Origin of the sequence: Xylanibacter rarus (assembly GCF_001275135.1) — a bacterium.
Lineage (GTDB): Bacteria > Bacteroidota > Bacteroidia > Bacteroidales > Bacteroidaceae > Prevotella > Prevotella rara.
In genome coordinates this window covers 24015-47871 of sequence record NZ_LFQU01000020.1, presented here as the reverse complement: position 1 = coordinate 47871, position 23857 = coordinate 24015, and the positions used below count along the sequence as shown (strand labels likewise).

Annotated in this window: 14 protein-coding genes; 8 read left to right on the top strand and 6 right to left on the bottom strand. The window is 52.8% G+C overall.

The features are described 5' to 3' along the window. Positions 1-21 precede the first annotated feature (21 nt). The 3 genes from ACU52_RS10410 to ACU52_RS10400 all read left to right on the top strand — a co-directional run bounded on the left by ACU52_RS10410 (position 22) and on the right by ACU52_RS10400 (position 6296). Positions 22-3510, top strand: coding sequence for a rhamnogalacturonan endolyase family protein (locus ACU52_RS10410; protein WP_053398729.1), 3489 nt, complete (start codon positions 22-24; stop codon positions 3508-3510). Positions 3511-4032: 522 nt separating this feature from the next. After that, a complete protein-coding gene (locus tag ACU52_RS10405; protein ID WP_082335249.1) occupies positions 4033-5724 on the top strand; it encodes an RluA family pseudouridine synthase in 1692 nt (563 codons plus the stop codon). 17 nt (positions 5725-5741) lie between these two features. Further along, positions 5742-6296 carry an NUDIX hydrolase gene (locus tag ACU52_RS10400; RefSeq protein ID WP_053398728.1) on the top strand — a complete coding sequence of 185 codons (555 nt, stop codon included), beginning with the start codon at positions 5742-5744 and terminating at the stop codon, positions 6294-6296. Between the two features lie 550 nt (positions 6297-6846). Here ACU52_RS10400 and ACU52_RS10395 read toward each other — a convergent pair. Beyond that, positions 6847-9321 (bottom strand): DUF3943 domain-containing protein, encoded by a 2475-nt coding sequence (locus ACU52_RS10395; protein ID WP_239684912.1) that lies wholly within the window; start codon positions 9319-9321, stop codon positions 6847-6849. Between the two features lie 235 nt (positions 9322-9556). Between ACU52_RS10395 and ACU52_RS10390 the strand changes: the two genes are divergently transcribed. The 3 genes from ACU52_RS10390 to ACU52_RS10380 all read left to right on the top strand — a co-directional run bounded on the left by ACU52_RS10390 (position 9557) and on the right by ACU52_RS10380 (position 12909). Beyond that, entirely contained in the window at positions 9557-10462 is a 906-nt protein-coding gene (locus ACU52_RS10390; protein WP_021853526.1) for a helix-turn-helix domain-containing protein, read from the top strand. Positions 10463-10492: 30 nt separating this feature from the next. Beyond that, positions 10493-11380 carry a helix-turn-helix domain-containing protein gene (locus ACU52_RS10385; RefSeq protein WP_053398727.1) on the top strand — a complete coding sequence of 296 codons (888 nt, stop codon included), beginning with the start codon at positions 10493-10495 and terminating at the stop codon, positions 11378-11380. A gap of 221 nt (positions 11381-11601) precedes the next feature. Next, positions 11602-12909, top strand: a complete 1308-nt coding sequence (locus tag ACU52_RS10380; RefSeq protein WP_053398726.1) for an acetylxylan esterase — start codon at positions 11602-11604, stop codon at positions 12907-12909. Between the two features lie 143 nt (positions 12910-13052). Here the strand turns inward: ACU52_RS10380 and ACU52_RS10375 are convergent, their stop codons facing one another. Both ACU52_RS10375 and ACU52_RS10370 read right to left on the bottom strand, forming a co-directional pair. Beyond that, positions 13053-14120, bottom strand: coding sequence for a carboxymuconolactone decarboxylase family protein (locus ACU52_RS10375; protein WP_394330582.1), 1068 nt, complete (start codon positions 14118-14120; stop codon positions 13053-13055). Positions 14121-14306: 186 nt separating this feature from the next. Then, positions 14307-14867, bottom strand: coding sequence for a sugar O-acetyltransferase (locus tag ACU52_RS10370; protein WP_053398745.1), 561 nt, complete (start codon positions 14865-14867; stop codon positions 14307-14309). A 345-nt stretch (positions 14868-15212) separates the two neighbouring features. Here ACU52_RS10370 and ACU52_RS10365 point away from each other — a divergent pair, with 345 nt between their 5' ends. Beyond that, positions 15213-15998 (top strand): 4Fe-4S binding protein, encoded by a 786-nt coding sequence (locus tag ACU52_RS10365; RefSeq protein ID WP_053398724.1) that lies wholly within the window; start codon positions 15213-15215, stop codon positions 15996-15998. Between the two features lie 540 nt (positions 15999-16538). On the opposite strand, the gene ACU52_RS10355 is transcribed toward ACU52_RS10365, so the two are convergent. Together ACU52_RS10355 and ACU52_RS10350 are read right to left on the bottom strand one after the other, a co-directional pair. Continuing rightward, positions 16539-19997, bottom strand: coding sequence for a DEAD/DEAH box helicase (locus ACU52_RS10355; RefSeq protein WP_053398722.1), 3459 nt, complete (start codon positions 19995-19997; stop codon positions 16539-16541). A 172-nt stretch (positions 19998-20169) separates the two neighbouring features. Then, complete coding sequence (locus tag ACU52_RS10350; RefSeq protein WP_053398721.1) at positions 20170-21177, bottom strand: YqiA/YcfP family alpha/beta fold hydrolase; 1008 nt, start codon at positions 21175-21177, stop codon at positions 20170-20172. A gap of 202 nt (positions 21178-21379) precedes the next feature. Here ACU52_RS10350 and ACU52_RS15475 point away from each other — a divergent pair, with 202 nt between their 5' ends. Next, a complete protein-coding gene (locus tag ACU52_RS15475) occupies positions 21380-21544 on the top strand; it encodes a hypothetical protein (RefSeq protein ID WP_156316892.1) in 165 nt (54 codons plus the stop codon). A 32-nt stretch (positions 21545-21576) separates the two neighbouring features. On the opposite strand, the gene ACU52_RS10345 is transcribed toward ACU52_RS15475, so the two are convergent. Next, positions 21577-23829 carry a DUF5074 domain-containing protein gene (locus ACU52_RS10345; RefSeq protein WP_053398720.1) on the bottom strand — a complete coding sequence of 751 codons (2253 nt, stop codon included), beginning with the start codon at positions 23827-23829 and terminating at the stop codon, positions 21577-21579. Positions 23830-23857 lie beyond the last annotated feature (28 nt).

Sequence of the window (23857 nt, the reverse complement as noted above, 5' to 3'; positions counted from 1 at the left end):
ATTTTAAATCATCACAGCCCTATGAAAAAGAACATTTTACGCGCAATTGTACTTTTTTCAATTGCTTTTGGGTTTTCAGGGACGGAGAAAATCCATGCGCAAAACGGTCAGCCTCACAGTCTTAAGGCCGATGTTACCTTCTCTGACGTAACGCTAAGTTGGAAGAAGCCAACAGACAACATCATTCTGCAGTGGCACGATGACGAAGACTACAATGGCATGGACGGCGTACTGAAAGATCCAGAAGGTTCAATCGAGTTTTATGCCGCAAGTAAGTTCAGCGCATCTGAACTTGCAGCCTATGCCGGACAAACCATTACCGATGTACGTTACTGGGAATATCGCGAAGCGTACAAAGCCTCAGTGGTTATCTTCGAAGACGGTACGCCGGTGTATGAGCAGGCCGCCGACCTCTCAGGATTTGAGAAAAACTCATGGAGAAACGTAAAGTTTGACACGCCATACACCATCCCCGAGGGCAAGGAAGTGCTGATATCAATCAAATACTCATACGGAAGAAACCTCGACATGGTTGCCATCTGCGACCGCGCTCCTACATACGGCAAGGGCAATCTATACTCATACGACGGAGAAACATGGCACAGCGACGGCCCGGGCGACTTCCTCATAACTGCCGTTCTCGCAAACAATTCTACCGGAGAACCTAAGGGATACAACGTTTACCGCGACGGCGAGAAAGTCAACGGCGAGCTTATTGCCGATGCCACAAGCTACACCCTTACTGGCGAAACCGACGGACAACATGAATACCAGGTGTCTGCCGTGTATGACGCCGACGAGAAGATGTCTGCCAAGACACTAGTCAGCACATTGTCAGTATACGGCTGCATGCCTCCGGTTCCGTGCATATCAGGCAAGGCAGACAACCTGTCGGGCACAATAACATGGGGCAGTCCGCTAAAGCGCGGTGCCGAAATGACATGGAGCGGCAAAGAAGTATCCAACGGAATAGGCGGCACCTCGAGCACATCGCCTAAAGTATGGATCAAGCATGAGTTCTCGGCTACAGACATGGCGGCATTCCCCGACCATCAGATTACAGCCATAAATGCATACGTCTTCAACGACGGCACGATCAATTCAGTAACCGCCTTCATAATGAAAGACGGCGTTATCGACTATTTCGAAGAGGTCAGCGCCGACATGGTTACAGCCATAAAGACCAACGAATGGAACAAGTTCGCGCTGCAAAAGCCTTACAAGATGGAGATAGGCCACGGCTATGCATTCGGTCTTTACTACACCCACACAGCCAAAGGCCACCCCGTTGGCGTAGACAACACAGAGGCAATAGAGGTGAAGGGCAACAGCTTCTCAACCTCAAGTCCGTCTTCAAAGGGCTTTGCCGAGTCGAGTCCATACTGGAAGACATTGTCTGAGGGCAAGATACCGGGCAACTTCATGCTGTCAGCAGACGTAGAAGCGCTCAGCAGTCAGGCATCAGAGCCGCAGAACATAACGGGATATGACATTTACCGCGACGGCGAATTAGTTGCCGAAAACGTAGCAGGGCCGTCATACACCGACGTCGTTCCTGACCTCGGAACATACCAATATGCCGTTGTAACCAAAGGAGAAGGCGGCAAGAAATCAGACGCCGAGACTGCATATCTCACATACACGCTGCCTGAAGAATACAAGGCTCCGACCATCGTGAACAACAGTCAGGACGGAAAGAACATTAACATAGCATGGAGTTCAAATGCCTATGAGCTGAAACACTACAGCAGAGCAACCTACATTGCAGGCTTTGCAGAGGAGATGCCGCTGCTTTACGGAGCAAGGTTTACGAAAGAAGAACTGGCTGAATATGCCGGATTCAAGTTCCATTCGCTCACATTCGGCCTCGGCGACAACCTCGACGAATTCAAGCTAAAGATTATTGCAGAGGGCGGAGAGGTGCTCTATGAGAAGCAGCTAACCAAGAACGACATAACTCCCGGCTATCTCTACACCCTTGACTTCGAGGGAGAAATAGACGTAAAGGTGCCCGAAGGAAAGGACATCTACCTCGCTTATGAGGCCACGTTGCCAGCCAACACCACACCGATACTGCTCGATGCAGGTCCGGAAGCTGAAGGCGGAGCCGTAGTCAACCTGTCGGGAGGCGCAGGCTCATGGCTCAACCTCAGCACGATAGCCTCTGACTATAAGGGCATGAACGTAGTTATCGGCGCACTGATAATCGACGACAATGCTGCACAAAGCCCGTCGAAGGTCAAGGCTGCAAGGCTTAGCAGCGTCAAGCTCAACGGCAATGACATGGAGAGAATAATCATAAAGACGAAGGCTACGACTGATGCTGAGGGCATGGAGTTTGGCATCTGTACGGCAAAAGAGCCTGTCAAGGCCGCTGCCGCAAATGCAGACAAGCCCAAGGTGAAGAGCTACCGCATATACAGAAACGGCGACATGCTGCTCGAAACAACAGAGACGAGCTATGCCGAGACACTGACCGAATACGGTATTATCTACTACTACGTAACGTCTGTATACGAAAACGGATGGGAATCGCCAGCAAGCGACCTCATGACATTCAGAAACACCATTGCACAGCGCACCCAGGCACCTTACGACCTGCGCGGAGCTGTAGACGGAAAGAACCTTAACCTGACATGGAAGCCCGTAAGCGAGGCGCCCGTACTTACCTACGAAAACGGCAGCGGAAATTATATGGCATTCGGCATGACCGGCAGCAATGTCGTTGAAGGCTATATGGTGATAAAATTCCCGGCAGCAGAAATGGCCGACAAGGTGGGCCAGGAGATATCACACATTAACTTCAGACTGAACTCTACCGACCTGCAGACCGCGGCAGCTGTGGTTATGTATGGCGACAACGTTGTCTACATGCAGGACATCAACGTATCTACGCTCAATGTAGGAGCCAACACCGTGCGCCTGAACAAACCTGTAAAGGTCATTGAAGGCAAAGACATCGGCGTGGGCTATCACCTGTCTTACATGTCGGGAGTGAAGCCTCTCGTATGCGACGACGGCCCAACCGTGGCTGACTATTACAGCGACCTCATCTCGGCTTCAGGCACTCCGGGCTACTGGAAGTCGATGAACAAGGACTATAAGTTTAACTACAACTGGGCAATATCTGCCACAATAAAGGCTGCCGACCAGAAGATTGACACCGAGAAGGCAAGCGCTCCTGAGGCAGACGGAGTTACATATACGGTATACAGAGACGGCATGCCGATACAGACAGGCCTGACAGCCACATCGTTTGTCGTAGAGAATGCTGCCAACGGCATATATACTGTAACGGCAACAACAGGAGAAGACGAGTCGGCAGAATCGAACTCTGTTGAATACGGAGAGACTACGGGAATAACATCTCTCACCGACGACGGCAGCGACAGCCTGAAGAAAGGCGACATCTACACAGTAGACGGACAGATAGCAGCCCGCAACGGCGACACATCGAAGCTGAAGAAAGGCGTGTATATCATGAACGGAAAGAAGTTTGTCGTTAAATAACAAGACTACATAATGTGCCCAGACCGACACAGGTCCGACGCGACATCAACCTACAACGAGGCATCCCGAATGGTCGGGATGCCTCGTTCCGTTTATCCAAAATCGGTTTTTAGTATTCGGTCTGGATTTTTGCTTTATATTGAACGGATTTTGGTTAGATTTCTCGCAGGCATAGCGGACTATGTCAAGAAGAAGCTAACTAAAAGACACCGATAAAAACAAAAAGACAGACTGAAAGCAGAAAGGCACAAAATTGATAAAGCTATGTGCGGTATAATCCCAGATTTGGGATTACAGCCCTTAACCGAACGCAGCGCTGAACGACCTCGCCAACAGTCCCAAGCCGCACATTCATTCAGGCCAGCATACCCAAACCGCCAATAAATCCCAGTCAGACGGAGAGCCGATGCCTGCCATACCGCCGGGCGGTCTGCATGCATACACTGCCCGTGGAGACACGGAGCGGTCAAAAAACTGCGGCTTACATTTGGCTCAGCTGCGGTCTTTACGTATCTTTGCATCATGCTTACAGAGTTTCATCCCATACACACCGATATACCGAAGCCGCAGAAATTCACCTTCCCTTTCTGCTACGAGCCTCATCCGCTGTGCCTGCTCGCCGCCGGAGAGGTGCAGAGATATATAGCAGGAGTGGACAAATGGCGCGACGAACTGCAGCACGGCAAGATGTTCGGGGTGCTTGTCGCTGAGGACGGAGAAGGCCGACTGGGCTTCACGGCGGCATTCTCAGGACTGCTCGACGGCAGCAACGAGCATCCTTATTTTGTGCCGCCGGTGTTCGATGCCACGCCCGTTGACGGATATTTCAAGACCAACGAGGCACGTATTTCGGCCATAAACCGCACGATTGACGGCATTGAGAAGGGCGAAAGCTATCTCAACGCACTGCATGAACTTGAGAGTTGCAAGACCGAAACTGCCGCTAAGGAGGAACAATACCGGCTGAAAATAAAGGAAGCAAAGGCAGCACGCGACGCAAAAAGGCTGAGCGGCGCGCCCATAACGCCCGAAGAGGAGGAACAGATGCTGAACGAAAGCCGCTTTATGAAGGCAGAACTGCACCGCATGAAGAAGCGGAACAGAGAACAAATGGCCGAATGTGAGGCACGGCTAAAGCCGTTTCAGGACGAGATAAGGCAACTGAAAGCTAAGCGTAAGGCAATGTCAGACAGTCTGCAACACTGGCTCTTTGAACAATACAACATGCTCAATGCACGCGGAGAGCGGCGCGGACTCTGCTCAATATTTGCCGACACGCCCCAGCACGTGCCGCCCGCAGGAGCCGGCGACTGCTGCGCTCCAAAGCTACTTCAGCATGCCTATCTCAACCATCTGCACCCGGTGTGCATGGCGGAGTTTTGGTGGGGCGACTCGCCAAAGAGCGAAATACGCCACCATCTGCACTATTATCCTGCCTGCCGAGGCAAATGTCTGCCCATATTAACGCATATGCTGCAGGGCCTCGACGTTGATCCTGACCCGCGACAGGCGCCCGAACAGCGGCAGCCCGAGATTGTTTATGAAGACGAATGGCTCATCGTGGCATGCAAACCTGCCGGAATGCTGTCTGTCAGAGGCAGGTCTGACCGCCAGTCGGCAGCGTCACTGATAGGCAGCAGATATGCCGAAGGCAGCGAGCCTGTGCCCGTTCACCGCCTCGACATGGACACATCGGGACTGATAATACTTGCCAAGACGCCAGAGGCATACAAGAACCTGCAGGAGCAGTTCTGCCAAAGAAGCATCAGCAAGCGCTATGTGGCACTGCTCGACGGCACACCCAAGGCGCCAACAAGCGGCAGAATAAGTCTGCCACTCATCGCCGACCCGCTTAACCGCCCGTATCAGAAGGTGGACACCGACAACGGAAAGGCTGCCGTAACCGACTATAAGATTATCGGACAGGCAGCAGGACGCACGCTGATAGAGCTGTTTCCGCACACCGGACGCACCCACCAGCTGCGCGTTCACTGTGCACACAGGCTCGGACTTGGCACACCGATAGCAGGCGACAGCCTCTACGGCCACCCTGCCGACCGTCTGTATCTGCACGCTGAGGCAATAACCTTCCGCCATCCTGCCACAGGCAAAGAAATGACATTTGAACGCACTGCCGGCTTCAGACGGTCAATATGCCGCAGGACTGATAAATACGACATACAAACGGAACAAACCCAAACACAGGGAAAATAAAGACATAAAGGAGATATATTATGGAAGACAAAATGAAATGGAAGACGCTGAAAAGCGAATATCTTATACAAAGGCCGTGGCTGACGGCTCGCCGCGACACCGTGGAACTGCCCAACGGCGTCGTTAACGATGAATACTACGTGCTGGAATACCCCACATGGATCAACGTGATAGCGCTGACAACCGACGGCAACATGGTGATGATAAGACAATATCGCCACGGAATAGACCAGACTTGCTTCGAGATTGTTGCCGGCGTGTGCGAGAAAGGCGAAGACCCTGAGGCCGCCGCGCGCCGCGAACTGCTAGAAGAAACGGGCTATGCCGGAGGAGAATGGCACGAACTGATGGCCGTATCGGGCAACACAAGCACCACCAACAACATAACCCACTGCTTTGTGGCTACGGGAGTTGAGAAGGTTGGCAGTCAGCACCTCGACCGAACGGAGGACATCGAGGTGCATGTTATGACCAAGGACGAGGTGATGCAACTGCTCGTGAACGACGAAATAAAACAGAGTCTGATGGCTGCGCCGCTGTGGAAATACTTCTATCAGCTAAACATCCGTTAACATTAAGTCGACGAGTGTTAACATTTCGATATGCGTCAGAAGTGCGCCTTTTAGAAAAGACAAATGCCTTCAAAATGTGCGAATATGCTTATCAAATACAAGCAGGCATACTATTCTGCACGATTTTACACTAAAATACAGATGATAAAGCAGTGAAACGGGTTGCTAAAAGCAGCCTTTCACCATACGAAACACGGCCTTTTACACTGCAAGAGACGGCCTTTTGCAATGTAAAAGGCCGTCTCTTATAATTTAATTTATGGCCATTCAATAGGTATAAAGCAATAACCCATTGACTGACAATACATTACACAAATTACAAGAAAACGCCGATTTTTCGGCCGAAAACCTGCGAAAAAGATTTCACAAGCCGTTTTTCGCACTTTTATGTTAAACAGAATGTGCCACACTTAACGGTTGTTAACCATTAAATGCGACACATTCCATATTTGTTCTTCATACAGACAAATCAAAAGGCAGCAACAAGCCACATTAAACCATGCCGACGGCATGTCATTGCCATTGTTTTTCCGCCACAGACATGACATTATCAGAAGCTGTAGCTAAGTCCCATCCTCACCTCAAAGGTCTCCGAGCGCACGTTGTCGTGGTATTTATATCTCGTTTCGCGCATATAATACGATGCAAACAGGTCGAGACTCCAGTTCTTTCTGAGATAAACCTGCAGGCGCGGATTTACCACCAGCAGCGCCGCACTGCTCTTGTCGCCCTGCACGTTGAGGTGCAGCGGGTCGGTGTTTTCAAGGTCCTTGCCCTCATATCCCACCCATGTGTATATGCTGTAGAAGTCGGCGTTGAGCGTAAACTTGCCGAAGCGCGGAAACTCCAGCACGGTCTGTGCCTTCGCGCTAAATCCGCTGCCCATGTTATAGTCACGGTCTATCACGTTGTAATAGTCGCTCAGCGAGCCTCCGAGCAATATGGCGTCGAGAAAAAGGCGCTGCTCCATGCGCCCTACGTTGCCAACTTTAGGAAAGCGGTAGATAAGACCGGGACCGAAGCTGGCAGCCTCTGATATACGGTAAGGCACACGCGACGTGCCTTCCTTAACGGCTTCAGAGTCGTAATAGTTGAAATGCTGGAACAGACCGAACACCGCCGTCATCTCGTCTTCGTCGTAGAAGTTTACGCCCCACAGCTTTCCTAACAGATGAACGCTGCTTATAAGCGGCTGATTGCCGCTGAGTCCGAAGGTTACGTTGGCCGTAAAATAGTCGTAAGGCTTGCTCTCCTCGCCGTTGAATGCGTCGCCGTAGCGCAGCCACAGGTCAACATACGGATTGTGTTCGCCCCTGAACAGTCCGCCCTCGTCGGCAAGATAGCGGTCGCCGACAGACACGGTGAAGTCTACGGGAATACGGCTGTAGTCGTGATATTTGTAATAATCATGGCGCACACGCCACGCATCGCCGCTCAATATGCGGTTGAACGCACGGATGGGACACACCAGCGCACCGGCAAACTCGCGCAGAAAGCGGCGCATGCCGCGCTCGCGGTCGTCGTAAATGAGGTTAGACACGCGGTGGGTTACCTCGCCTATGCATATTCCGCCGATGGTTGTCGCCATGAGGTCGTTTATTGCAGGCGGCTCAACCTCGCACGCCAGCTCCCACATCAGGCTGCCTCCAAGAGCATAAGGAGCCGACTCCCAGAAGCTCAGGCCGTTGCTTCGGGCGGCGTTGAAATATAGTCCGCCGTGGTAAGGATGGGCAAACAGGTTGGTTGAAAACTGGTCGTTGTCCCACACAAAGCCCGTCTTGAAGTTCTCCTTGATGCTGCTCAGATTAACCTTGGCAAAGTCTTCGCACAGCACAAAGCGGTCGAAGCAGTTCACAAGCACGTTTATTCCGACAGCCTCGGCAGCCGCCTTCCACGGCCGTTTCTTCATGTTCTCAGGGTTGTCGAAGGCATATATCGACACCGAATCAGCTACACCTGCCTCCGTTTCGTCATCACTTGCCCTGCTCTTCAGTCCGCCGCGGTTGTAGGCAAAGGTCAGTCCCGCCTCAACTATGGCCCTGTTGCGGTATTTCCTGTTATGCTCATAATATCTCGTAAAGCCATATCCGGCCGACGCAAACAGCCCGATGTTGTCGTTGAGCCTGTAGTCTACGTTGGCGCGCAGCTGCAGCGAGTATAGGCGTTCGGGCTTGTCGGCCGAATTGTGCTGAAAGGTCTCTATGTGAAAGAAGCCCGCATCGGCGCTGAGCGACCACCGGCGGCCGAGGTTGAAATACTGTCCAAGGCGGTAATACAGCGCGCCCGAGAACTTCTCGTCAAGCCCCATGTAATGCGTTCCGGCACCAACTATGCTGTAAGTGCTGCGGTTACGGAACCTGAATGCGGCGTTAATCTTGCTGCTGTTGCCGCCAAAGAACATGAAGTCTACCTTCGTCTTGGGGTTGATGTTCACCAGTCCTATCTTGTGCGCCACTGTGTCGCGGCTGTAGTTTACCAGTCCGAGCTGCACGCCGTGCGGATGTTCCATGCAGACATTGGCCAGTCCTATCTGCCACCCCCGCAGCGTGTCGGCATAGTTATACGTGCCGAGCTGTGCGCCGCGCATCACCTTCGAACTGATGTTGGCCAGCACGGAGAGCTGCATTCCGCCGCCCACGCCGCGCGATATGTTGGTAACTCCGCCAAGCTGAAGGCCCCTGAAGGGCGACAGACTGACGTTGCTGAACGCTGAAAGCTGCACGCCGCGCATGTTCATTGCAACACTTGAAAGTCCCGAGAGCTGCACTCCGTGCATCTCCCTGCCGGCAAACGAGGTCATGGCGTTGAGCTGGAAGCCGTGCAGACGGGCGGCTCCGCCGAGCAGACCGACGTTAAGATACGATGTGCGCACCGCGCTGCTGTCGGTGCGTCCTATGGTCAGCGCCAGGTCGTGGCGTCTGTATTTGAGCGAGTCTTGGGCATAAACGCCGGCGCATGTTGCCAAAGACAGCAACACGGGCAACAGCCTCATGGCACGGCGGAAACGGTAACCGGGTGTGTGCATAAACATTTGTGAAATTCTACACAAAGGTAAACATTTGGCATAACAATATGCGATAAGGAGGCGAAAAACTGCTGAAAAAGTAATAAATATAACAAATTCAGTAAATCGTACACACGCTGTTATGCCGATAAGAAGTATCTTTGCATTAGCATCGGCGAGCAGCAGGCAACACGGCATAAGCCCCTCTGCGCTGCAGCCGGCTGAAGTTCAACAAGAAAGAATAAACTATTTGAGCATGGAAAACCTGATAAAATTCAACTCCATCGACGAATACAACAAGGCGATGGGCTTTGAGACGAAGCATCCGCTCGTGGCAGTGGTAGACCTGAAGAAGGCCGACAAGAAGGCATTTCCGCAGGAGGTGTCTTACTATTACGGCGTTTACGCCCTGTTCCTGAAGCAGACTTACTGCGGCGACATAACCTACGGCCGCATGCCCTACGACTATCAGGAGGGCACGGTTACGAGCTTTGCGCCCGGACAGGTCGTACATGTAAAGCACAGACCCGACTATGAGCCCAACGCTCTCGGCCTGCTCTTTCACCCCGACCTCATACGCGGCACGTCGCTTGGACAGGAGATAAAGCAGTATTCGTTCTTCTCTTATTCGTCAACCGAGGCGCTCCATCTGTCGGAACAGGAGAAGATGATATACAAGGACTGTCTCGAGAAAATCAAGATTGAGACCGAACGCCCGATAGACAACCACAGCAAGAAGCTGATATGCCGCAACATCGAACTGCTGCTCGACTACTGCATGAGGTTCTACGAGCGCCAGTTTATCACCCGTAAGGTGGTTAACCGCGACATTCTGACCAAGTTTGAGAACGAGCTCGACGGCTATTTCGAGGGCGATACGGCCGCAGTGAACGGTCTGCCTACGGTGAAATATTTTGCAGAGAAATGCTTCCTGTCGCCCAACTACTTCGGCGACCTCATCAAGCGCGAGACGGGACGCACGCCGCAGGAATATATACAGAACAAGATTATGGACCTGGCAAAGGACGAACTGCTGGGCACACGAAAGACTATCAACGAGATAAGCTACGGTCTGGGCTTCCAGTATTCGCAGCACTTTAACCGCTACTTCAAGCGCAACACGGGCATGACGCCGAGCGAATACCGCAAGGCTTCGGTGTAGGACGATGACGGCTAACGCTGAAAAGACAAGATGACGAGAGACACAATGCGCCATATCTGCGACACGACAAACTATGTGTGCGAGTGCAACCGCGCCTTCGACAAGGAGACGAGGCATCCGCAGGTGAGCCTGATAGACATGTCGGGCAAGAGCAGCTGCCGCAACATGGCCACCGACTGCTATGCGGTGAAGGTGGTGAGCGACGGATGCACCGCCGGCAAATGCGGACAGCACTACTACGACTTCTCCGAAGCCACCATGACGTTTGCCATGCCTGCAAGCGAGATAGACCTCAGACAGTGCGGCGGAAGGATACTGATATTTCATCCGGACATAATAAGATGCACGCCGCTGGGCATGAGGATAAAGGACTTCTCGTTCTTTAAATACCACACGGACGAGGCGCTCCATCTGTCGTGCTGCGAACTGAAGGTGATAGGCAGATGTCTCGACGGCATCGACTGCGAGCTGAAATGGGGCGTAGACGAATACAGCAAGGCAATAATAAGCAACTGCATCGAACTGCTACTCAACTATTGTCAGCGGTTCTACACGCGCCAGTTTATCACCCGCCACGAGGCCAACACGGCTGCAATAAAGACCGTTGACGGCATAATAGACGGCTTTCTGCGCTCGGGCAAGGCCGCCACGCAGAGCATGCTGACGGCATGCCGGATAGCGCCCGAACTGAAAATGTCGGCCGAATATCTCAACGACATGATGAAGCACGAGACGGGAAAGAGCGTGAGCGAATACATACAGCTGAGGCGGATACTGATGGCAAAGGAACTGCTGCTGTCTACCGACATGACGGCAGGCGACATAGCATCGATGCTTGGCTTCTGTGCCGAGAGCTGTTTCAACACGGTTTTCAAGAAGATTACAGGCTGCACGCCCCATGAATACCGCAACGGCTGACGGCGGACAGTAAACATTTGGGTGCCGCAATGCACCCAAATACCCCAATAACAAACATCCCCATACCCAAAAATCATTAGTTTACATAGTCGCATAAGTCCCATCCCTCCCATCAATTCCCCCTCACCAAAGCCTCAACAAAAATGCTGATTAGCCTTGATTTATTTTGCCGTTAAGGCTGTTTGCATTACCTTTGCACAAAAACTAATATACTACAACCAATGAAAAGAATTGTTTTTACGCTTATCTTTGCCGTTGCTGCATGGCTCAACGCCGCAGCCGAAAACTATCCTTACCGCTCTGACTATCTGTGGCTGACCGTGCCCGACCATGCCGACTGGCTCTATCAGACGGGCGAAAAGGCTAAGATTGAGGTGCAGCTGTATAAATACGGCATACCGAGAGACTGCAAGGTGAACTACGAAATAGCCGACGACATGCTGGAGGCTGACAAGGAAGGCTCTGTGAAACTCAACGGCGGAAGGGCCACGATTGACATGGGAACGAGAAAGACTCCGGGCTTCCGCGACCTCAGACTGAAAGCCACGGTTGACGGCAAGACCTACGAACATCACATAAAAGTGGGATTCTCGGTAGATAAAATCAGGCCTTACACCAAGGAGCCTGCCGACTTTATGGACTTCTGGAACAAGAACATTGAGGACATGAGGGCCGTTCCGCTGAAATATACAAAGGAAAGAGCCGACGAATATTGCACCGACAAGATTGACTGTTACCTCGTGAAACTGACGCTGAACAAGCAGAAACAGGCCGTATACGCCTATCTCTTTTATCCCAAAAACGCCGCAAAGGGAAGCTGTCCGGTGGTGCTGTGCCCTCCCGGAGCAGGCATAAAGACCATAAAGGAGCCGCTGCGCCACAAGTATTATGCCGAGAACGGATGTATAAGAATGGAGATGGAGATTCACGGACTCGACCCGAGAATGAGCCAGGAGATGTTCAACGACATATCCAAAGCATTCAATGGCAAGGAGAACGGCTATCTTGCCAACGGCATAGACAACCGCGACCGCTACTACATGAAGCGCGTCTATCTGGCTCTTGTGCGCTGCATCGACTTGCTGACGCAGCTGCCTGAATGGGACGGACGCAACGTAATCGTGCAGGGAGGCAGTCAGGGCGGAGCGCTTGCACTGGTGGCTGCCGGACTTGACAGCCGCGTGACGCAATGCATAGTCAATCATCCCGCGCTGAGCGACATGGCGGCATACAGCGCCGGACTTACCGGCGGATATCCTCACTTCAACCGCATTGAGGGCATGCTCACCGAGAACAACATGAAGACCATGGCTTATTATGACGTCGTAAACTTTGCACGCCACGTGAAAGCCGACACTTATATGACATGGGGATATAACGACAACACTTGTCCGCCGACAACAAGCTATGCCGTATGGAACACTCTAAACTGTCCGAAAGAGGCGCTGCTGACGCCCATCAACGAGCATTGGACATCTGACGACACTGAATACGGACAGATGGAATGGATGCTGAAGCATCTTAAATGATGTTTTATATATAGCGAAATAAAAGCCGGCAACATCACAGGACATAAGTGAACGGCGACTTACATAATGTCATAAGCAACAAAACATAACACCCCGCAGGCTATTGTCTGCGGGGTGTTATGGTTATAAAGACATGTTGAAAGTTACAGTTTGTCATATTCTTCATCCGTAACCGGCTCGAGCCATTCGTTCGACGCGCCCTCTTCGGCAACGGTGAACGTTACGTGCTGGAACCAGCTGTCTTTGGTTGCGCCGTGCCAATGCTTAACGCCTTCGGGTATTTCAACCACATCTCCGGGCTTCAGCATTCGGGCATCCTTGCCCCACTCCTGATACCAGCCTGTGCCGCCGACGCATATCAACATCTGTATTCCTTTGTGATGGATGTGCCAGTTGTTGCGGCAGCGGGGCTCAAAGGTTACGTTCGACACGGGCACCTTGCCCTGACTGAGCGGTGCAAGATAGCTGTTGCCGATGAAATATTGGGCATAAGCCGAATTGAAGTCGCCTTTTGGGAACATCATCTGCTCCACGGGCTTGCCCTCATCAAACGGCTCTCCGAACACTGCCGCAATGGCCTTGGCTGCGCGCCATGCCTCAACCTCGCCCACACGGGCAGCAAGCGTGGCCGGTATTGAGCGTATCTCGTCGTCCTTCAGCCCCATGTTGCGCGCTCCGCTGACGTGCGACTGCAGCTGCGGCTCAACGCCCTGCAAGCCTGACAGCGCGCTTACGGTAACCAACTCGCGCTCGGCGTGAGTGAGATTGTTGCGCGCAAAGATGTCACCAAACAGGTGAGCCTTCAGATAATAGTCGGTGGCGGGAGCGAAATCATAAGTAAACGGCTTGCCGCTCAACTTGGTCTGCACCTCCGTTCCCTGTTTCAGTGCGTCGTATCCTTCTGCCATCGGGTCGGCATCCTTGCCCTCCTCGCACGCCTTGCCCTGCTGACGGCGGCTGTTGACAACGCTCTGCAGTGTGCCAAGGGCGTTAAGACTGCGCGGAAATCCCGTGTAGGCATACAACTGCGACAGGGCTTCCTTAATCTCGCTCACGGTAAGTCCGGCGTCAAATCCTGCGTTGATGGCGACAGTCAGACCGTCGATGTCGCCCTTTGCCTCAAGGCATGCAATGGCAGCCATGCACTGCTGCTTTTCGTTTAGTACGTTTTTCATATTCTCTTCAGCTTTTATCTGACTGCATACGGCCATCAACATAGCCGCCGCAATCATTGTTACATTAATCAGTTTCATGCTATCATGTTTTGGTTACGGTGCAAAGTTAGCACATATCCTCCGTCGCCACGATACCACATTTACTGATTATTTTACCCTTTTTACACATATTTCATTACGAGACCCCAAGCCTCGCTGAGAGCCGTTTATAGCCTGACAGCGTCAGATATGCTTTATCACGCGCGCCGGAACGCCGCCAACTATCGTGTCGGCAGGCACATCCCTGGTTACCACGGCTCCGGCAGCAACCACCGAATTGTCGCCTATCGTAACGCCCTGAAGTATCGTCGCATTAGAACCTACCCACACATTGCGCCCCAAGACTATCGGAGCAGGATAAGTGAAGCGGCGATTTTCGGGCTCAAGTCCATGGTTGAGCGTGGCAAACACCACGTTGTGGCCTATCTGACAGCCGTCGCCAAGGGTTACGCCTCCATGATCCTGAAAGTGGCAGCAGGCGTTGATAAACACGTTTTCGCCTATGTGTATGTTCTTGCCGAAATCGGTATAAAACGGCGGAAACACTCTCAGCGTGTCGGGAACGCTATATCCCATAATCTCTGAGAGCAGCGACCTTACTTCCTCCTGAGTGTGAAACTCGGCGTTGAGCCTGAACGTAACGCGGCGCGCCTCGTTGCTCATCTCGTCCATAAAACTGCATATCTCGGGTGTGTTCAGCGGTTTGCCTGTGGCCACATAAGCCAAAAAGTCATTCAATGTCATAATGATATATTGTCCTTTTTTCATTAACTGTCGTTTCATTTGTGCCCTAACCATGACCGCTCCGGCACCGCAGAGCGGCCGTTTTACTGCACGCTGCAAAGATAACTATTATCGGCATTAACCTGCATACCCATATCATGGATAATGTTATATCTTTTACTTTTTTATATTCCGGCACACGCCGCAACGACGTCTGCTCATGCCTCACAGCTACAGGCACACCGCACGGCACGCAGCCTCAACACATAAAAATCACGGGGCGTATGCTTGCGCCGTGCATTTTTTATTCTTACATTTGCATAGAGAAACATTTTATCGGCTTCATTTTATACAAAAAAACAGATTATGAACATAACGGACATTCACGTGGTGTACTTCAGTGCTACCTACACCACACGCACAATAGTAAGGGAAATAGCCAAAGCCATTGGCGGAAACATCATTGAACACGACATAACCAACGCCCTGCCCGAGAGCGAAATAAGGCTCAGCGGCGACAACAGTATGCTCATCGTTGGCGCTCCTGTCTACGTGGGACGCATACCCGAGGCTGCCGCCGAGGCGCTGAAGATGGTTCACGGCAACAACACTCCTGCCGTTGCGGTGTGCGTCTACGGCAACCGCGACTACGACGACGCGCTGCTCGAGATAAAAGACACGCTCAACGGCAACGGCTTCCACACGTTTGCCGCCGGCGCGTTCATAGGCCGCCACTGCATATTCCCGAAGGTTGCTGAGGGCCGTCCCGATGCTGCCGACCTTGAAAAGGCTGCCGCATTCGGAAAGAGATGTGCCCAACTGCTCGCCGATGCTGCCGGAACAGACGCCTTGGGCAATCCGGAAGTGAAGGGCAACCGCCCGTATAGGGAGGCTCACAAAGTGCCGATGTGCCCAACGGGCGACAAGAACACATGTACCAAATGCATGACTTGCGTAAGGCTCTGCCCTGCCGGCGCGATAAGCGAGAGCGACCCTTGCAGCACAGATACATCCAAATGTATTGCATGCGGACGCTGCGTGGTGGTTTGTCCTCACGGCTCGCGCGCCATATATCTGCCCGCTTATGCCGAAGCAGCGGCTAAATTTACAGCGGCATTCTCGGCAAGACGCGAGCCCGAAACATTCTTCTAAGATATTAAAACGTAACGAAGATTATGCCGAAAGTCATTTAACGGCAACATCGTTTCTGCATATCCGCAATGTTGAATGGCCGTGAGCATAACGCAGAAGTTATGTTTCTGTATTACAAAACACCCCAAACGGCATTGTAAAAGGTATGCTTTTGCACCATAAAACACGGCCTTTTGCAGCATAAAAGGATAGCTTTTGCGCTGCAAAAGGCCGATGTTTATTAAACAAAAAAGTTTTTCTCAGAAACTCATCACTCGTCACATCTGCCTGTAACGCTCTAATATTCAACGCCTTAAGGTGTGACGTTTTGACTTGCCGACTCATCACATCAAGGGCTTTACGCTGCCGGCGTGATGAGTGCGGACGGCAACTCATCACACTGCAACAATCTGACTAACTGAAAGTTATGCTGCAATGTGACGAGTGATGAGTTTCTGAGAAAAACTTTTTTGTATTTATTCTCCATTCACGACGACAGATGTCAAGAGGCATTTTTCAATACACCAACGGCTGAACAACCGCAAACGCCGTCATGAAAGGCTATTCGTAATATCTGAACAGGCCACCTTTCGACTCCACATAGCTTATCATCTCGCGGAAGACTGCGTTATGGCTGAGCGTCTCAACATTGCCTGTCATTATCATCTGGCGGCGCGCACGGGTCATGGCCACGTTCAGCTTGCGGTCTATGATGCGTGCGTCGTCCATGAAGCAGTTGGCTGCAAGAAACTCAAGCTGCCACCTGTTCTGCACCGTGAACGAATAGATTATCACGTCGCGCTGGCTGCCCTGATAGCGCTCTACGGTGTCTATGGATATGTCTTCAAGCTCCTTTATCCCGGTTTTCTCAATCTCCTTGCGTATCACGGCTATCTGATTGCGGTAAGGCACTATTACGCCCACGCTCCTGGATGCGCTGAAACTGCTGCCGAGCATAGAGTAAAGACGGCTCAGAAGGTCGGCCACTATGGTTGCCTCGCTTGTGTTCACCTTGTCGGACACATCGGGACGGCGGCACGGCTGCGACGGAATGAAGATCATGCGGTGAGTGCGCAGCAGCGTGTCAAGCTTGTCTGTAAGGCCTGTGTCGGCATAATTGAGCGACGTCTCCTTCTGATGCTTCAGCGGAACAGGCTCGAGATGCTCGCTGGCGTAGAACTCACGGCAGGGGAACTCGGCCACGTCAGGATGCATACGGCCGTGACGGCGCAGCACACCTGTAAACTCTGTGCGGCCGGCGGCGCGCTCCGTGCGCAGCAGACGCTCAAAGAGCGAGTTGCGGCAGTTGTCGAGTCCGATGGCACGCAGCGACTCGCTGCTCACAGCCGACTCGGTTTCGCTCTGCAGCACCACAGCCGGCAGCTGCTTATGGTCGCCTACAAGGATAAAGCGGTCGATGCTGCAACGTGTGCGCACGCCGCCTTCATGGTCGTGGGCGGCAAGCAGACCGATAAGTCCCGGCTCAAGTATCTGCGACGCCTCGTCGACAATGGCCAACGAGAAGTGCTTCAAGCTGAACACGAAAGGCCGCGACATGAGCATTGACGTGGTGGCGGTGATGATGCGCACTGAGGCTATGCGCTCGCGGATGTCGGACAGACGGGGACAGTTGCGCACTGCCTCGCCAATAAGACGATGCTTGAAACGGCGGTCGCAGCTATATTCGCTGCCCAGCCTCAGATAGTCGAGCGAGGCGTCTTCGAGCATTGCGCATATCTCGTCTACGGCCCTGTTGGTGTATGCCATGAGCAAAACCGACGCACCGGGGCGCGTAAGTTCCTCTTCAACCATAAACCTCAGAGCCATTGATGTCTTGCCCGTGCCGGGCGGACCGACGAGCAGATAATAGTCGGATGCCTGCATTGCGGCCAGCAGTATGTCGTCGTAGCTTGGGTTATAACTCTTTGTGAGCCTTACGCTTTCGTTTCTGCGAGGGGCACGCTGACCGAGAAGCAGACTGCGTCGGTCGTCGGGAGCGGTTACAAACTCAAGCAATGCGCGCGCTCCGCTGCTGCCCGAAGCATCTGTTCCGGCATGCTCTACGGCATATACCATTGCCTTATGCATGTCGTCGGGCATATCCTCAGGATGCTGAACCTGCAGAACGTCGGGGTTCTGCTGTCCGTCTGTCAGCACCACTGTTATCTCGTCGGTGTGCAGCTCGTCAATGTTTCCCTTGTAAAGTATGGCGTTGCGCACATCGGGAACGCTGTCGGCACGATACTGATAGAGATAAATCATGTCGCCGCGGCGGAAGTTTGGCAAGAAGCCCTCGCCCTGTCCGGGCACGGAGAGCGTTATGCGGTCGGGCACGGAACTGCCTTCGGCACACTCCTTTGCCTTTATTGTCAGGCCGGTGTATATGTTGCCGGTCTCCAGCTTCTCTGCCAGCGGCATGTTCCAGAGGTCTGCCGAACAGCTCGTTACGCCTTCCTGCGAGCCTACCTTGCCTAAGAGCTGCTCACGATATACGAACGTCATCATGCGGCAGAAATACTCGCGCTCAAGCGGCGGCATGGCTGCCAACGGCCCCGTTACGGTCTCTATCTGCGGCAGGAGGTAGCGCTGAAAGAACGACGAAGCGGTCTTTGTGGTGTTGAGCGTGGCGGGCGTAAGCTCGGGCAGCACGCTGTCGAAGCCGTCGAGGGCTATGTCGAAGTCGGCAGCGACAATCTTGTTGCGCAGACTGATGGCCTCAGCGAAGAGCTTGCGATAGAAGGCCACGGCAAGGAAGCCCTGTGCCGGGGGATATTTAGAATAGAGCAGACGGATGTCTGTCTTGTTGAAACCAAGATTGAAGTTGTATCTCAGCACGCCGTAATAAAGCAGCAGCTGAACATAATGAGGCTCAAGCTGCAGGCCCTTGCCGCCCGACTGTGCGGCGCGCTCAATGTTGAGGTTGCGCCCCGACTTCTGCTCAACAAGCAGGCGGAAGTCGGTGGTCATGAGGTCGACACGGCCCTGAAGGCCAAGACGCTCGCAGACGAACGACGGCTCAAGCACAACGCGACTGCGGTCGTATTCGCCGAACATGCCCGTAACGGCGGCGTTGATATTGGATGCCTGCACGGCGGCATTTGCCTTGAACACGGCAGGATTGAAGTCGGTGCAGGTTGAATATTCGAGAGCCTTCTCGCTGAAACTCTTTTTCAACGTAGACGCCATATTGTAGGTGCCGTGACTGTTGATAATATCGTCGAGCACGCTGCCGGCAAGATTACCGAGGAGTATTGCCTGACTGTTGGCGCGCGGCTTCATTCGGTCGAGGGTGTATATCAGCGGATGGTGGCCGTACTCCTTAAAGCATGCGGATATTGAGCTGATGTCGATAAGATAGTCGGGCTCAACGATAACGAGCGAAGGCACGATGATGTCGCATTTCACGTCGCCCTCGCTGCCGCTGTATGTGCATGAGCCTTCGAGCTTGCAGTCGAGCAGGTTGAGCTGCATTCCCTCTCGCAGCAGTTCGGAGAGATAAGTTAGGTCGTCTGCCGTATAGTCGGCAGCAAGCATGGCTCCGCCGAGCACCTCCTCGGCAGACACATAGATATATTTGTCGTCGAACCCTCTTACGATACATCTCACGTATCTTACGTCGGTGCCTTCGGCCTTGGTGTAAGGCTTGCGCTCGGCAGGCAGCACACGGAGCAGCTCGCCCGGCACGTCGGTGCCCGTAACGGCAGAGATGAAGCGGCTGAGGGCGCGCATATCGTAGAAGAAATCTTCGCGCGAGAGCGGCTCACTGCTGTTGGTATGGCGGCGCATGGCCTGAACTGCAATCCAGTCGGGCAGCTTGACGTTGTGCCTCTTGCACAGATAGTCTACCTGCGAAAAGAGGTTACCGAAGGCCTGTCCCGTGTCGCGCAGTCCCTCATGACAAGTCAGCACCAGCGTCTCGTGCGCCATCTTGTTGACGCTCTTAGCATCGGCAGTATCATAAAGGCGCGTAAGTTCTAAAACGCGAGAAAAGAGTTCACTATTAACGTCTTTATAATTCACAATTCACGATTTTATAATTCACGTTTATAAGTCATAATTAGCTAATGCCGAACTTCGTTTCACAATTTAAACGAGACATCACCCTATATCGTATATTGTTATAGAATAACACCCGCCCAATTATGAATTATGAATTGTGAAACGAAGTTCGGCATTAGCCAATTATGAATTATCATTGTCCTCCCAGCCTGCTGAAAAATTCTATTATCTCTTCCCAAGTCTTGAATGTGTCGCTTCCAAACTTGATTAGCGTGCCCATAAAGTCAGCTGCGCCATACTCTTCTGACGGGTCGATGAGGTAGTCGCCGTAGATAAGATCCTTGCGGTTGGTGAACACAAGGTGCTGCCATGCCGGAACGTTTACCACGTCTTCTGCCCAGCGCATCACTTCGGCAATGTATTCAGGGTTGTAGGCAGGCGACGGAGCAACGATATACATGGCGTAATGCTCAAAGAGATAGCGGAACGCCTTCATAGCGCTCGACATCTGCTTGCCGCGCGCGTCGCGCAGCGTGTCGATGCTTACGTATATTATAGGGCGCTCGCGATGCTCCTGTCTGTCGTCTATCCACTGCACTACGGGCAGCACAGAGTGGAGCAATATCTTGTCGTTCATGCGATGCTCGCCGTGAAAGCTGATGGCGTTGCGGTAGTGCTGCGAGAACAGGTCGCGCGTATGCACCACTGGGTCTTCGTCGCCGAACAGTCCGAACACCCTGTCGCAGCTCTCCTCATCGGTTACGCCGGCAAAGCATTTGGCGGTAATCTCCTTATACTCTTCCACGAGAGACTTGGTTACGATAAACTCCTGAACGCCGTCCTGACGGGGATTAAGAAAGGTGTTCTTGCCCAGCATGCCATGCTTCAGCATGGTGTCGCCCATCTGGAAGGCAGGGTTTACCAATATGCGGTCGTATCCGTAGAGCATCTCGGCATACATTCCGCCCATCGACGTACCGATAATCAGGTCGGGATTTTCAGTCTCGCAAGTATGGTGAAGCAGGTCCATGGCCTCGGCAGGATGCAGCGGCAGGTCGGGAGCCACCACGGTGGCGCCGGGCAGCATCTCGCGAATCTTGACGACAGTGCCCGACTGTCCCGATGAACTGAAACCATGAACATAAAGGATTTTCTTCCCCTTCATTATCTCGGGGAACTGTATAGCATAATTATTTTCCATTGTTTTTGCAAGCTATAAGGATGTTACTCTGACGGGATGCAAAGTTAATGAAAATATTTCTCACGGAGAAAGGCGCGGCAGGGATAAAGGTTAAAAAAATCGGAACGCCGGCAGACGAAATGCGAAATGCCGTCTTTTGCATTGCGAAAGGTAACCTTTCAGGCTGCAAAAGGTGGTCTTTTAGAGGCTAAAACATGGCCTTTTGCAACACACTGAATATCAAGAGGTTACAAAGGCGAGTAAAAGACAGGCGAAAACGGGGTTGAAAATTCGTTTTGACCATTATTTACGCATCTTCATCATGACTTACCGACAAAAAGAAAAGGCACGCCTGACATACGATGCCGGGCGTGCCGTTGATGTGTGATGCGCCACGAGGGGCGCATGCAGCTGCATGATTTAGCGCACGATAACCTTCTTGATTGTGCCGTCGCTCATACGGATTATGTTGATGCCGCGCTGCGGAGCGTTGAGCATCTTGCCGTCGAGCGTGTAGCGGCCAGTTTCCTCAGCCTTGACGCCTTCAACGGCATCAATGTCTGTAGCCTCAGTTACTTCTACGCTTACAACGGTCTCAGCCAGTTTGCCGTTAGAGTTGATCTGGATGGTTATGTCTGCCTTGCCAGCCTTGAGCGGAGTTATCACGAGGTCGCCGTCGGCCATTTCAGCCTTCAGCACTTCTTCGTCGCTCACCTCCTTGACGGTCTTCACGATGGCAGCATCCATGTTGTCGGCGTCGGTAGCCACGTCTTTCAGCGAAACGGTGGTGCCGTCCTCGGTTGTAAGGCTTACGGGGTCGATGTCGGCAACGACAGGAGCCTCGTTGTCGGGGAATACCGGAAGCGACGGGAACCAGTAGTTGCTTATCATTGAATACTCAGCTATCTGCTTGCCTTCGTTGTCATATTTGCGCACAACGTAGGTCGGGTCGCCGTAGCCTTTGTAGAGGCTTACTACGGCTTCGTCGGTAACAGGGTCTATGCGGAACGAGCATCCGTAGATCTGCCAGCCGTCGGGGTCGTCGTTATAGTCGATGAACGTGCTGAAGGTGTTGCTGTCGATGTCGTATTTATATACGGTCTTGCCGCTGAACCAGCTGCTGTTTCCGCCGTTCCAGTAGAGCACGTTGTTCTGCTTGCTTGCACAGAAGCAGTCGGGTGTCCATGCATACCATGAGTTTGCCGGACCGAAGATGCCTTCGGGGCACTCTATGATGGTCTGCTCGAGTGTTGCAGGATTGAGCTTTACTATACGTGTGTCGGCCTGGCCTGAACCTGACGATGCAGCCAGACTGAGCCACAGGTTGCCGTCTTTCGACAGTACCACAGAGCCGAAGCCCCATCCCTCGGGAGCCTCAACGGTCTTTTCAACTTCATCGGTTGCGGGGTTGATGACGAGCAGTCCGTTCTTCTGATGAACGGCAAACACGCGGTCGTTCACGCGCACCATGTTGCCAATCTGTCCGCCGTAGAGCTGCTGATACGGGTCGTCGCTGTCTGTTCCGGCTCCGCCTACGCTGCCCGTAATCTCCAGCTTGTCGAGGTCGAGAACGTAGATGCCGTTGCTTGTGCCTACGTATGCCTTATGCTCGTCCACTCCGAGGAAGCCGCGGCCGTCGGCAATGCTTGAGCCATTGTCGTCAACGGCAATGTTTTCTATCTGCTTCAGCACCTTCATTGTCTTGGCGTCGCAGATGGTTATGCGGCCGCCCATGATGCTTGCGCCCGGATCTTTGGGCTGCTTGGCTATGATGAAGAACTTGTCGCCGTAGATTGCTCCATACTGCACGGTGGCTCCAAGCTCAACGCCGGGATTCTCCTTCTGCACCACGCGGTAAACCCATTCGCCCTCGTCTGTGAGGAAGTTTACGGTAGAGTTCTGGTGGCCATACCAGTCTTCGTTCACGATGAACGTGCCTTTGGTGTAGTCAACCAGCACGGGCTCTGACGTCAGCGCGGGCAGATAATACAACTCGCCAATCATGTTGCCCATGTTCATGTCGCTCATGTCTCTCACGGCCGACCATCCGTCAACGCATCCGTCGACGAGTTTGCGGCCCGTTGCGCCCACGTTAGAGTAGCCGAACACTTCGCCCGGAGTGTCGCACACCCAGTAAGACAGATAGCCGTCATACCAGCCTGAGAACCAGAGGTCGTCCTCATCGGCCGACACATAGCTGTCAAAGTCGTAGCTGGTGGTGTGCAGCAGTCCGTCCTCATCAGGCTCCACGGCCTCGCCGTTCTTTGTTATGCTGAATCCGTCGCCGTCAAAGTCGTAGCCCACACCGCCGATGGTGGTGCCGTAAGGAGTGTTGCCATAAACGAGAACGATGAAGTTAGGGTCGTTCTTTGCTATGTTGCAGAGCATTGCTGCACCCGTGCCGTCGGCCTCGTCGGTCCAGCGGTAGCCCCACACGTAGAGACGTTCCTCGCGGCTGTCGTTCCATTTGATGACGAGCGCGGCCTGCTTGTCGCCCTCGCCTATCCAGCGCGTAATCTTAGAGAAGTCGACATCGCACGTGTTGTCGGTGGCCGACATCATTACGGTTCCGTTCTTGATGTTGCGCGGAACGCCCTGCACCTTTATTGTCTGGGCAATGGCAAACACGCCCGACAGCAGTGCAAACAACAATAAGTAAATCTTTTTCTTCATAAAGAACTTAACTTTTAAAAATTAAACA

Bases quoted from the DNA above. Each gene is read 5' to 3' on its own strand.
- ACU52_RS10370 (WP_053398745.1), bottom strand. From the start codon at position 14,867: ATGACATTGAATGACTTTTTGGCTTATGTGGCCACAGGCAAACCGCTG.
- ACU52_RS10395 (WP_239684912.1), bottom strand. From the start codon at position 9,321: ATGCACACACCCGGTTACCGTTTCCGCCGTGCCATGAGGCTGTTGCCC.
- ACU52_RS10385 (WP_053398727.1), top strand. From the start codon at position 10,493: ATGACGAGAGACACAATGCGCCATATCTGCGACACGACAAACTATGTG.
- ACU52_RS10345 (WP_053398720.1), bottom strand. From the start codon at position 23,829: ATGAAGAAAAAGATTTACTTATTGTTGTTTGCACTGCTGTCGGGCGTG.
- ACU52_RS10410 (WP_053398729.1), top strand. From the start codon at position 22: ATGAAAAAGAACATTTTACGCGCAATTGTACTTTTTTCAATTGCTTTT.
- ACU52_RS10380 (WP_053398726.1), top strand. From the start codon at position 11,602: ATGAAAAGAATTGTTTTTACGCTTATCTTTGCCGTTGCTGCATGGCTC.
- ACU52_RS10390 (WP_021853526.1), top strand. From the start codon at position 9,557: ATGGAAAACCTGATAAAATTCAACTCCATCGACGAATACAACAAGGCG.
- ACU52_RS10375 (WP_394330582.1), bottom strand. From the start codon at position 14,120: ATGGCCGTATGCAGTCAGATAAAAGCTGAAGAGAATATGAAAAACGTA.
- ACU52_RS10405 (WP_082335249.1), top strand. From the start codon at position 4,033: ATGCTTACAGAGTTTCATCCCATACACACCGATATACCGAAGCCGCAG.
- ACU52_RS10365 (WP_053398724.1), top strand. From the start codon at position 15,213: ATGAACATAACGGACATTCACGTGGTGTACTTCAGTGCTACCTACACC.
- ACU52_RS10350 (WP_053398721.1), bottom strand. From the start codon at position 21,177: ATGGAAAATAATTATGCTATACAGTTCCCCGAGATAATGAAGGGGAAG.